The organism is Nitrospira sp. CMX1, from assembly GCF_054902215.1.
In genome coordinates this window covers 260851-272990 of sequence record NZ_JBUBKD010000011.1, presented here as the reverse complement: position 1 = coordinate 272990, position 12140 = coordinate 260851, and the positions used below count along the sequence as shown (strand labels likewise).

Here is a 12140-nt window from a genome sequence, read left to right as displayed (position 1 = left end):
TCGGTCACTCGCTCATCTTCATGCCCGGCATTCCGCCCATGCCCTCGATGACCGATTTCAGACGGCTTTCGCTGTCGATCAGGAAGTTGGCCGAGGTGACGATGTGCTCGCCTTCGTTCAGGCCCGTCAGCACTTCAGACCACTCGCCGGTCTTCACTCCGGTTTTGATCAGGCGCGGCTCGAGCTTCCCGCCGCCCAGATGGAGAAAGACGACTTGCTTTTGGCCGGATTCGATGATGGCTTCTTGCGGGATCGCCAGACGAGTGCCCAAATTCACCCGCAACTCCACGTTGGCATACATGTCCGGTTTGAGTTTCTCCTTCGGATTGGCTAATTCGAACCGCACCTTGGCCGTGCGGGTCTTCGGGTCCAATGTCGGATAAATGAAACCCAACTGTCCGGTCAGGACCGTGCTCGGATCATAGGAGAGAGTGACGGCGGCTTTTTGCCCGGCCTTCACGAAGGAGAGTTCGTATTCATAGATGTCCGCGAGGATCCAGATGCGGGACAGATCGACGATGGTGTACAGTTCTTGGCCCGGTTCAACATGGGTGCCTTGCACGACTTCCTTACGAATGACGGTCCCGGCAATCGGTGAATGAATCGGTAAGGTCTTCCTCACCTGCTTCGTCCGTTCCAAGTCGCGGATGTGTTCCTCGGAAATATCCCAGAGGTGCAAGCGATGCCGCGTGGCTTCCAGCAGTTCTTGGGAGCTGCCGGCCACTTCCGGGAATTCGCTCTCGCCGAGCTGCTTCCGGCTTTGAAGCGCCAGTAAATATTCTTCCTGGGTTGCGACTAAATCGGGGCTGTAGATCGTAAACAGCCTCTGTCCCTTCTTCACATGGTCCCCGAGCGCGCTGACGAACAGCTCCTCGATCCACCCGTGAAACTTGATGGTGACCTTGGCAAGCCGGCGCTCATCCACGGCCACGCGTCCCACGGTTCGGATCGTTTTCTCTAAGGGACGGCGGGTTACTTGCCCGTACTTCACGCCGATCGTTTGCAGCCGTTCCGGCGGAATGGTGATCGTACCAGCTTCGGGCGTGAGGCGTGAGGCGTCAGGGGTACGGGACTGTTCCATCCCCGGCATGTCCATCCCAGCCATCTCGTCTTGTTTGGATTCCGCCGGTAGGAGCATCGCGGGGTGTGATATCGGCCATGCCAAACCGACTATCGTGAGGATCAGGAGTGAACCCTTTCCGATATGCCGACGGCGACTCATGATTTCGGTTTCCTTTCCGATCCATCCAACGGTCCGCCGGTGACGGCTTCAAGGCGGGCCAGCGCTTTTTCGTGATTGACCATCTCGCTGTGCAATTCGAGCTGGCTGTCCTGCAACGTCAAGAGACTGTTGAGCAGCGTGAGAAAGTCCACTTTGCCCACGGCATAGCCCGCTTGAGCCGCCTGCAAGCCCAGCGTGGCCTGGGGAATAATGGCATCGCGCAGAATCGTGATCAGCCGTTCAGCTCGCTGCGCTTGGACGAAGCCGTCCTTGACTTGAAACAACAGATCCTGTCTGGCGGCGGCAAAGTCTTCGCGGGCACTTTCGAGATTCGCGACGGCCTCGCGCACGCCTTGCTTCTGTTTCGTTCCATAAAACAGGGGGATCTTGATGCCCACCATGATCTGATACCCGTTGTCATTGATCTTGTCGTTGCGGATACCGAGCGCCGTCACGTCAAAATCAGGGTAGAACTGTCGCCTCGCCAGCGAGACAGCCTGTTCAGAACGATCAATGCCTTTTGCCGTCGCGAGCAGGGCAGGTGAGAATTCATTCGCCCGCCTGTTGAGTTCTTGGAGCGGGAGTGTCAGCAGGGTACTGTGTACTTCTTCCGGAGTGCCCAGAGGGCCGTCCGGTGGACGATTCAGGAGCCGATTGATCGCTGCATGAAGGCTCTCCTTCTGCTGATCGAGGACGGCCAGCCGATCCAGGACGCGTGAAATTTCGACCTGGGCTCGGAACACATCCTGTTGGGCGGCTTGTCCTACGCTGTATCGAGCCTTCGCCGTCTTCTCAAATTGCGTCAGCAGCGCCTTGTTTCTTTCCACGATATCGATGCTTTTATGGATGAAGTGCAGGTCGTAATAGACTTGCTTGAGCGCGGCAACGAGCCTCAGGCGGGTCGCGTTGTATTCCTGCTCCAACCGTTCGGCGTCACGTTGCGCCACTTCACCCTTCAGCTTGAGTTTGCCTGGGAAAGGGATCTCTTGACCGACCCCATACATCACTCCTTCCACCACGGGAGGTACCATCGGCATGCGTTGATAGCCGAGTTGGAGACGAGGATCCGGTAAGGTCTGTACTTGCGGCACGACCGCCTGGCCTGCTTCCCAGCGCTCTTGCGCCGCCTTGAGCTCCGGACTGTGGGCAGCTAGCTCCTCGATAAGGACAGAGAGGGAGAGTTGGCTTTCGTCTGCCAGAGCGGAGCCCGTGGCGCTCAGCAGAAGGGAAGCAAGGCTCAAAAACGAAGCAGTCAGGATACGGCGCAGCCTTTCAGAAAATTGGCGGAATGATGGGTTCACGATGACACCTCCAGATGATGTCGAATGAATGGATCACTGCCGCCTCCGCACACATGCGGAGTGGCAGTGAACGAACTGGAGGCGTAAAATTAAATTCGACGAACCGACGAGGAGGCTATGGAGATGGGGACAATGGAAGAAGCACTGCTCCAAGACCACGGCCTCGAGATGGAGACAGCGATGACAACTGCTGTAGAGCCGATCGATACCAGTGTCTGGTCCGGGTCGCTGGTTGCCGCATGTTTGAGTTGTCGTGCCGGCGACGAGCTAGCGGATGGTGGACACATGATCGTGCCGTCCATCGGGCAGGTCATGTGACTCATCTCTTCAGCCAGCTTCGCGACGTCGTCCGCCAGCGTCAGATCCGGCACCGCACACATGGTTCCGATGACCTGGCAGAACGCAAAGAACAGCAGGAGAGCTATTCCACGCACTCTAGTCTGGTGCATCATAACAAGTGCTCGCTGGCGTTGACTTTGTCGTATCCGTGGGGCGTTAGTCAAGCTCTTTGATCTCACTACAACAGAAAGCATTTACCATACCAAATAAACAGTACTGCAAATTCAGTGATATACGTAATCCTTCACATCTTGTGGGAGCATGTAACGACCGGTGTCGCTCTTCTTCCGATTACAGCACAATTGGAGGTCAGGGAGTGCTCACGGTTCGAGCAACCGTTGGACGCACAGTCAGGCCGAATATCGCCAGCCCACAGAAAACCGCGCCGGCGTAGAAGGTGACCGACGCCCCCAGTCGATCCCACAGAAGCCCCGCCAGAATGCTGGCGACGAGCATAGCAAGTCCGCTCGCGAGGTTGAACAATCCGTATGCAGTTCCACGCAGATCAACCGGAGCTGTGTCGGCGATCATCGTGGAGAGTAAGCCCTGTGTGATACCCATGTGCAGGCCCCACAGGCATACACCCAGCAGAACGACACCCCAATGATCGGGCATGGCCAACACCAGGTCAGCCCCGATCAAGACGATCAGCCCAAGCACGAGCAATTTCTTGTGGCACATGCGGTCAGCAAGTTTGCCGAATGGGTAGGCCGCGCCGGCATAGATGATATTCATCGCGACCATGATGAGCGGGGTCAATGCGAGGGGGATACCTACCTGGTGGGCACGAAGTACAAGAAAGGCTTCACTGAATCGGGCAAGGGTGAAGACGGTTCCAATCCCAACCACCCACCAATAGGCAGCTCCTAAGCGGGATAGATTCTCCCATCGGATTGGATTCACGCGGTTGTGATCCTGTTGAGTTGTGGGCTCCTGAACACCGTAGAGCAAGAGCGCGACCGACAAGAGACCGGGAAGTATTGCAACCCAGAAGACCGCCCGAAAGTCATCAATCCAGAGCACCATCAACCCGGCGGCCAATAGTGGGCCAAGGAAGGCTCCGACCGTGTCCAGCGCTTGTCGCAGACCAAAGGCCGCACCGCGAAGATGAAGAGGCGTAATATCGGTGAGCAACGCGTCTCGTGGCGCGCCACGGACACCCTTACCGATCCGGTCTAGGAGACGGGCTGTCAGGACGAGGTCAAGGCTGGAGGCCAGGGCAAACAGCGGCTTCGTCATGGCTCCTAAGGCATAGCCAAAGACGGCCAGTACCTTTCTTTTTCCGAGATAGTCACTGAGGGTGCCGGAAAAGACTTTCACGATCAGCGCCAGGGACTCGGCCGAGCCTTCGACGATGCCCACGGCGGTGGCACTTGTCCCGAGGACTGTGACCATGAACAGAGGGAGCAGGCTATGGATCATCTCTGACGAGACGTCCATCAAGAGACTGACGAATCCGAGGACCCAGATTTCAGTCGGGAGGTGTTGGTTGGTTCGGTCCGGCGACAGAGGAGGAGGCATGCGGTTTCTCCTAAAAGGGTAGCTGGAGACATTACCTCGAATGTGTCGGACAAGCAAAAGCTCCTCAATTGATGGTCACGGACAACTGTGCTAGCCTTAATAGAGAATGAAATCGAATAGTCCATTACTCAGTGGTTTTCGCAAAGCCGTCCTGATCTGGGTGTCCCTGTGGATGCTGGTGGTTCCCTTGTTCCATGTGCATCCAGACGCCGACCATCTTCATGGACAAGCTGGTCATCTCCATGGCGGCACAGTGCATACGGTCATGTCGCCAGATCTCGAGTGCGAGACCGAGAGGCATTCATCGTTTGCAACCGATTCGCACGATGCCGGCGAGGCTGTGGCCGGATTGGGTCATCGGCATATCGAGATCGATTTCTCACTGCTGACTGATTCAGATCGTAAGTCGTTCAATCCTTTCTTGAGCCAGACCCATACTCTCGTGTCTGCCGTGACATTGACTCTTGAGCCCGGCGTTTTGCAAGAGTCAGAGGCCGTCGCTCTGTTTTCTCCTGCACAGTTACTTCACGATCATTCCTTCCGTGGTCCGCCTCCTCTTTCCGTGTAGCGCTCCGGTCCGTTCATATTACCTTGCGATAGTTTCGAGCGCCCCTTGGACAACACGTCATCGGCGACAGGAGAATGGTTATGATCTCTTCCTGGAAGTCTCTCACACCAGGATATACAGCACGTCTCGTCGTATCTTTTGCGGCGGTTCTCTCGGCTGTGTCCTGTCAACCATCACAAGATGAGGCACAGAAACGACCTCCTCACGCAACACAGTCAGCAGCTCAAGCCGGTATGATCGAGTTGCCGGATGGGAGTTCAATGCTCTCACAGATTCAGACGGAGCGGGTGGGGTACCGTTCCATGCGAATGTCGCTGAAGGCGCAGGGAGGAAAGATTTTGCCCAATGAGAACCGGCTGGCCCATCTGGGCCCACGAGTGCCGGGGCGCATCGTGGCTGTCTATGCCAATCTTGGCGATCGAGTGGAATCTAGTCAGCGGCTACTGTTGCTCGATAGTCCGGCGTTTGGTGAGGCTCAGCTGGAGTATCGCAAGAGACGCACGGCCATGAGGGTGTCGGAAAAGGCTTTTGAACGGGCCAAGGCGCTTTCCGCCGAAGGTGCGATCGGGATCAGCGAATATCAGCGTCGTGAAGCCGAGTATGAAAATGCCAAGGCCGAACTCTACGAAGCGGAAGAGAAGCTCCATCTACTCGGGATGGCGGAACGGGAAATTCAGCGGCTGTCTACCGAACAGTTGCCGCATGCCGAGGTGGCCCAGGTGTTTTTGCGAGCTCCCTTTTCCGGAGAAATCATCGAGAGGAATGCGACGGTCGGCGAAGTCGTTGACTCAAGTAAGACGCTCTTCACCGTGGCGGATCTCTCCACTGTATGGGTCAGGGCGGACTTTCCGGAACAGCAAATCGGGATGCTGAAAACAGGCCTGGTCGTGGAGGTGCGGGTCTCGGCCTATCCGGAGACGGTATTTCAGGGCACCATTACCTATATCGGTGCCATGATCGATCCGGCCACCAGGACGATTACGGCCCGATCGCAGATTCCCAACTCAGATCGACGGTTACGCCCAGAAATGTTCGCCGAGGTGACGGTACGGACTCAGGAACAATCGCTCTTGGCCGTACCGCGTGCCGCCCTGCAGCAGGTCGGCAACCGCACCATGGTATTCGTCACACGAGGCTTGCGACGGTTTGAATGGCTCGAAGTAACAACCGGGGAGTCGTCGAACGAATACGTCCAGATCAAGGCCGGGTTGAAGGAAGGCGAAGAGATCGTCACGGAAGGTAGTTACGCACTGAAGTCCGAAGCGCTTCGCGGGCAGATGTCGATGGGAGGTCCGCTGTGATCGAATGGCTGATCCGCACATCGCTGGAGCAGCGGGTCATCGTGCTGCTGGTGACGCTCGGACTGAGTATCGGCGGAGTGGTCGCGTTCCGTTATGTGCCGATCGATGCCTTCCCAGATGTGACGCCGGTTCAAGTTCAAGTGATTACTCGTGCGCCTGCTCTGGCGCCTCCGGAAATTGAGCGTCTCGTGACGTTTCCGCTTGAGATTGAGTTGATCAACTTGCCTGGAAAAACGGAACTACGATCGGTCTCGCGGTTCGGGATTTCAGTGATTACCGTGGTATTTGAGGATACGGTCGATAACTATTTCGCACGGCAGCTGGTTTTAGAGCGGCTGGTTCAGGTCCGCTCACAGTTGCCGTCGGGGGCCGAGCCGGTCCTCGGGCCTGTGAGCACGGGACTCAGCGAGGTCTTCATGTATCTTGTGGACGGTCCATCACAAAGTCTTCATGAGCTCCGGACGCTCCATGATTGGGTGATTCGTCCGATGCTGCGGGCCGTACCAGGGCTGGCGGATGTCGATACCTTGGGGGGATTGTCGAAGCAGTACCATGTGCTTGTAGACCCCAATCGATTGACCAGCTTGGGTCTCACCCTGCGGCAAGTTCAATCGGCAGTGACGGAGAATAATCAGAATGCCGGCGGCAGTTACATCGAACGAGGCGGCGATAAGTTGGTGATCTATGGCCAGGGTTTGGCCCGTTCCGCCGAAGATTTGGCCCGCATTGTCGTGACGGCACGTCAAGGAACACCGATCTATCTACGGGATGTGGCGGAGGTGCGGCAGGGGCATGCCGTTCGATTGGGAGGCGTCACACGGGATGGAACCGGCGAAGTCATGGAAGGCATTGCCGTCATGCTCCGTGGTGGGAACAGCCGACAGATTGTTTCCGCCGTGAAGGAGAAAGTGGGCGTGATTAATCGGCTGTTGCCGGATGGCGTCACAATCACGGCGTTCTATGACCGGATTGAACTCGTGACCAGGGCGCTTGAAACCGTTGAGCGGGCCTTGCTGGAGGGCGCCGTCGTTGTGGTTCTCGTGCTCTATCTGTTCCTGAGAAATCTACGCGGTGCCTTGGTCGTCGCCCTGACGTTACCGCTCGCCACGCTGACCACATTTTTGATCATGCAGCGGGTCGGGCTCTCGGCGAATCTCATGTCGTTGGGAGGATTGGCCATTTCTCTAGGAATGATCGTCGACGCCGCAATCGTGCAGGTGGAAAATGTCGAGCGGCATTTGAGCGAACGGTTCGAAGGCGGGACCTCCTCCACCACTGTATCGGAGCGGCTTCCTCTGGTTCTTCGTGCCGTATTGGAGGTCAGACGGCCGAGCCTGTTCGGAGAGTTGATCATCGCACTCACCTTCGTTCCCTTGCTCACGCTTCAAGGGATCGAAGGGAAGATGTTTATCCCGCTGGCCCTGACGGTGGTGATTGTCCTCCTCAGCTCACTGGCGCTCTCAATGACGGTCATCCCGGTGTTGGCGGTCTTACTCATGAAGCCTCGATCCTCAGGGGAAGAAGGAACGGCCTTGGCGACAGGGCGGAGGCTGTATCGGCAACTTCTGGAGAGGAGCATTCGTCGGACGTCCGTGGTGGTGACGGCGGCGGCGATGGTGTTGGTCGGAGGCATCGCGCTCGTTCCTTTGATCGGACGGGAGTTCGTGCCGATCATGGACGAAGGATCGATTGTGGTGAATTTGGTGCGGCTGCCGAGCATTGGTCTCACTGAATCACTCAAGATCTCCGGACAGGTCGAACGACTGTTGTTGGAGCTCCCGGATGTGCGTTCGGTGGTGACCCGCACCGGTGCCAATGAGTTAGGGACGGATCCGATGGGAATGGAACTCAGCGACATGTATGTCTTGCTCAAGCCAGAATCCGAGTGGAAGGCACATAGCAAACATGAAATTGAAGAGCAGGTCCGTCAGCGATTGAGGCAGGTGCCAGGCATTGCCTTCGGGTTATCGCAGCCGATCGCGATGCGTGTGGATGAGCTGGTATCTGGAGTCCGTTCACAGGTGGCGGTCAAGCTTTTCGGAGACGACCTCGACATCTTGCGGACAAAGGCAGAGGAGATCGCACGTCTGCTGCAACAGGTGAAGGGTATTTCTGATCTTCGCGTCGAGCAAGTCTCGGGGTTGTATTACTTGAAACTTGATGTCGATCGATCCAAGGTGGCACGTCATGGAATCAATGTGTCCAACATCACGGAAGTGATCGAGGCCGTCGGTGCCGGGATTCGTGCAGGGGACGTCTTTGAAGGGCAACGGCGATTTCCGATCGTGGTGCGGTTTCCGGACGACCGACGGGGCGATATCGAGTCGATCAAGGCCCTTTGGGTGACAGCGCAGGACGGCGCTCGCATTCCTCTGCGGGAACTTGCTGATATCCAAATCGTGGAAGGTCCGGCACAGATCAGTCGGGAACAGGCCAGCCGGCGAGTGGTCATCGAGGCGAACGTGGTTGGGAGAGATCTGGTCGGGGCCGTGGAGGAGGCTCAGGGGGCCGTGGCCGGTCTGGTGCGATTGCCGCCTGGCTATTATGTCACCTGGGGAGGGCAATTCGAAAATCAGCAACGGGCGATGGCTCGCCTGGCAATCGTGGTTCCGGTGGTCATCGGCCTAATTTTTCTGCTCTTGTTCCTGACATTCGGGAATCTCAGGCAGGCGACGTTGATTCTCTTGGCAATCCCCTTTGCGATGGTCGGGGGTCTTGTCGCGTTGTTGATCGGGGGGCTCTATCTGTCAGTGCCGGCCTCTGTCGGGTTCATTGCACTGTTCGGTGTCGCGGTACTCAACGGAGTGGTGAAGATCGCCTATATCAACCAATTGCGACAGCAGGGTCAGCCTTTGGATGAGGCGGTGGTGACCGGAATGGTCTTACGGCTTCGTCCGATCTTGATGACGGCCCTGGTGGCGGCGCTGGGGCTGATGCCACTGTTGTTGGCAAGCGGGCCTGGATCGGAAATTCAACGACCGCTGGCGACGGTGGTGATCGGCGGATTGATTTCATCGACCCTGTTGACGTTGATTGTCTTGCCGGTGTTGTATCGGTGGATCGAGGAACGTGTCGAGAAAAAGGTTCGAGGTGCCACCCCTTCATGATGCCCGACAGGGCTTGTTTGTGGATATAAACACTGATGGCGAAGGAGATAGCTGTGTCTCTTCCTATGTCACTCGGGCTTTTTGTCCTTGCTGGTTTGTGTGAAATCGGGGGCGGGTATTTGATATGGCTTGCGATCAGAGAGCACCGGCACTGGATGTATGGGCTTGTGGGCGCGATGCTGCTGATTGGCTACGGACTGATTCCAACCTTACAGCCGGCTCACTTTGGTCGTGTCTATGCGGCATACGGCGGCATGTTTATCCTGTTGTCCTTACTCTGGGGATGGGGCATCGACGGAGTTCGACCGGACCGCTACGACCTAGTAGGCGCCGGGTTTTGTTTAGTTGGAATGCTTATCATTATGTATGCTCCTCGCGCATGAAGTCACTCAGGGCATTGTAGACACCATATCGAATTGTGAATGCTTGTGCCCATCGTGCGTGATAAGCTGGCGCTCGATATTTTGACGACAGTAGAACACTGGACTGCATAGAAGGCCTATCGGTGAAAAGAAGCCTGAGAAGTGTCGTGCATGGCGTAGTGTACGGAATCCTTGTCGGTCTGGCGGTTCCGGGTTTGGGACAGGCTGGGACGCAACAGATCCCTGCAACGAGCGGTCACGACCTACAAGGGCAAGTCAAGGCGACCGCGAATAAGGTGATCCCCGCCGTAGTCAGCATTGCCTCCACCGTCATGGTGCGTGATCAGTCGTTCAGCGACGAGGCGCTACCGTTCGGTCTCTTCAAGGAGCCCACGGCACGCCGGCAGTACGGGCAAGGGTCGGGCGTGATCGTGTCGCCGGATGGCTACATTGTGACGAACAACCACGTCGTGGCCGACGCCGTCGATGTCGAAGTGATTTTAGCGGATCGTCGCCAATACAAGGGGAAGGTCGTTGCAACGGACCCGAAGACCGACGTGGCGGTGGTGAAGATCCATGCGTCGAATCTGCCGACTGCAGCATGGGGAGATTCGAGCCAACTGGCCGTCGGCGACTTTGTGCTTGCGATCGGGAATCCATTGGGATTGAGCCGTACCGTTACCTTTGGCATTGTGAGTGCGGTCGGGCGGGCCGACGTCGGTGTGGCGGATTTTGAGGACTTTATCCAGACGGATGCGCCGATCAACCCGGGCAATTCAGGCGGAGCTCTGGTCAATACGCATGGTGAGCTTGTCGGTATCAATACGGCGATTGCGAGTCCTACCGGCGGCAGCGTCGGCGTCGGGTTTGCGATCCCCAGCAACATGGCTCGTGCTGCCATGCAGAGCCTCATCAAAACGGGCCGCGTGGTGCGAGGGTTTCTGGGCGCGTCGACACAGGATGTGAGCTCTCCGTTAGGAAAGATCTTTCGCCTCCCGGACGTCAAGGGAGCGATCGTGACGGATGTGCAAGCCAAGGGATCTGCCGAACGAGCCGGTTTGAAACGCGGCGATGTCGTGGTGCGTTTTGACGGACGAGAAGTTATGGATAGCGGCCAGTTACGGAACCTGGTGGCGCAGGCGCCGATCGGGAGCAAGCATCGATTAGATCTCATTCGGGAAGGAAAGCAGTATCAAGCTGATTTAGTCATTCAGGAAGCCCCACGTGAACGGCCAAAGAAGAGTCAGACAGCGTCCGCCACAGCTTCGACCGTGCACCCGCTTGCTGGGGTGGTCTTTGATGATGTGACGCCGCCCCTGGCACGCCAAATGGATTTGCCGGTAAACAATGGCGTCGTTGTGACAGACATCGAAGAAGGGAGCCTCGCCGAAGCCTCAGGTCTACAACCCGGTGACGTGGTGGTGGAGCTAAACCGACAGCATGTCACTACTTTTTCGGCACTGCAACGATTTGCTGAGCCCTTAAAGCCCACCGACTTGGCGCTCCTCCTCGTCAACCGCCAGGGCAATGTGATGTACGTCCCGATTCAGGGAGAGTAGGGGAAGACCATCCGGTTCGTACCTTCCGGGTTTCAGCCAAGCATTTCATTCTGTGGAGAGGAGCTGATGAGCATGAGGCAGCCGTCGTCGGAAGACGTGTCGGATGTTCCGTGCCGGCCTCAGTGCGATGATCGTCTCCCGCAGCCAACTCCTGGCCGCTGCAGAACCACCCGCCTTCCAAAACATAGAGCCCTTCCGGTCCGGCGTGTCGATGGGGAGCATAGATCAAACCCGGGACCATCCGCACGAGTGCCGTGCTCGGCGAGAAACAGGGGCAAAGTGCAAAATCTTAGCCGTCACGCTGCCGCCAGACCTGGACGTAGATGCCCAGCGTCACTTCTTCCGCTGCTTCGCGATTTCTCAGAATCTTAACGATGAGGCCGTACACCCGTTGGGCTTGGGCAGTCATAGAGCGTGGCGAGGGAGAATCAGGGGAACCTGAACCGACTGCCGGGAGAACGGAGGTCGCGAGACTTGAATCCTCTACAGACTTGGAGAAATCCTTTAAAGACTGCCTGCCCAGCTGTTCCTGAGAAGTGCGAGTCGTCAGTGATCCACTGCTGCAAGGCATTGGAATCTTAATTGAAGGCAGCGGATGTTACGAGTAATGATCAATCGCATACGTGGCAAGCACCGACAAAGTTGTGCGGTCATCCGACGGAGTGATGCACTCTAGCGCCTGAAGTCCGGCTGACAGGTAGCGGTTCTGAGTGACCTTGATACGGTCCCAAATACCCTCTGCCTTTAGTAAGGCGGCCAATTGTCCCAGCCTACCGGCGTCTGTTCGTAGAATCCGACGATATTCCAAACGAGCGGTCAGGGAGCCGTACTGCTCAAGGTAAATCAAGGGCAAGAGGAGT

At 57.0% G+C, this 12140-nt stretch carries 10 protein-coding genes; 6 read left to right on the top strand and 4 right to left on the bottom strand.

Annotated elements, in window-relative coordinates; genetic code table 11:
• Positions 1-4: 4 nt before the first annotated feature.
• Together ACYX34_RS03280 and ACYX34_RS03275 are read right to left on the bottom strand one after the other, a co-directional pair.
• Entirely contained in the window at positions 5-1222 is a 1218-nt protein-coding gene (locus tag ACYX34_RS03280; protein WP_462075129.1) for an efflux RND transporter periplasmic adaptor subunit, read from the bottom strand.
• Complete coding sequence (locus tag ACYX34_RS03275; RefSeq protein ID WP_462075128.1) at positions 1219-2523, bottom strand: TolC family protein; 1305 nt, start codon at positions 2521-2523, stop codon at positions 1219-1221. The genes ACYX34_RS03280 and ACYX34_RS03275 overlap by 4 nt, the downstream gene beginning before the upstream one ends.
• 123 nt (positions 2524-2646) lie before the next feature.
• On the opposite strand from ACYX34_RS03275, the gene ACYX34_RS03270 reads away from it, so the two are divergent.
• Positions 2647-2841 carry a hypothetical protein gene (locus ACYX34_RS03270; RefSeq protein ID WP_462075127.1) on the top strand — a complete coding sequence of 65 codons (195 nt, stop codon included), beginning with the start codon at positions 2647-2649 and terminating at the stop codon, positions 2839-2841.
• A 330-nt stretch (positions 2842-3171) separates the two neighbouring features.
• Here the strand turns inward: ACYX34_RS03270 and ACYX34_RS03265 are convergent, their stop codons facing one another.
• Entirely contained in the window at positions 3172-4383 is a 1212-nt protein-coding gene (locus ACYX34_RS03265; protein ID WP_462075126.1) for an MFS transporter, read from the bottom strand.
• Positions 4384-4489: 106 nt separating this feature from the next.
• Between ACYX34_RS03265 and ACYX34_RS03260 the strand changes: the two genes are divergently transcribed.
• The 5 genes from ACYX34_RS03260 to ACYX34_RS03240 all read left to right on the top strand — a co-directional run bounded on the left by ACYX34_RS03260 (position 4490) and on the right by ACYX34_RS03240 (position 11280).
• On the top strand, positions 4490-4951 hold the full coding sequence (locus tag ACYX34_RS03260; protein ID WP_462075125.1) for a hypothetical protein: 462 nt from the start codon (positions 4490-4492) through the stop codon (positions 4949-4951).
• An 80-nt stretch (positions 4952-5031) separates the two neighbouring features.
• A complete protein-coding gene (locus tag ACYX34_RS03255) occupies positions 5032-6252 on the top strand; it encodes an efflux RND transporter periplasmic adaptor subunit (protein WP_462075124.1) in 1221 nt (406 codons plus the stop codon).
• Positions 6249-9359: an efflux RND transporter permease subunit gene (locus ACYX34_RS03250; protein ID WP_462075123.1), complete on the top strand. Its 3111-nt coding sequence runs from the start codon at positions 6249-6251 to the stop codon at positions 9357-9359. Before ACYX34_RS03255 ends, ACYX34_RS03250 begins: the two co-directional genes overlap by 4 nt.
• A gap of 53 nt (positions 9360-9412) precedes the next feature.
• Complete coding sequence (locus tag ACYX34_RS03245) at positions 9413-9742, top strand: YnfA family protein (RefSeq protein ID WP_462075122.1); 330 nt, start codon at positions 9413-9415, stop codon at positions 9740-9742.
• A 122-nt stretch (positions 9743-9864) separates the two neighbouring features.
• On the top strand, positions 9865-11280 hold the full coding sequence (locus tag ACYX34_RS03240) for a Do family serine endopeptidase (protein ID WP_462075121.1): 1416 nt from the start codon (positions 9865-9867) through the stop codon (positions 11278-11280).
• On the opposite strand, the gene ACYX34_RS03235 is transcribed toward ACYX34_RS03240, so the two are convergent.
• The gene (locus ACYX34_RS03235; RefSeq protein WP_462075120.1) at positions 11234-11527 is read right to left on the bottom strand and encodes a cupin domain-containing protein; all 294 of its coding nucleotides are present in this window, start codon (positions 11525-11527) and stop codon (positions 11234-11236) included. The genes ACYX34_RS03240 and ACYX34_RS03235 overlap by 47 nt on opposite strands.
• Between the last annotated feature and the right edge of the window lie 613 nt (positions 11528-12140).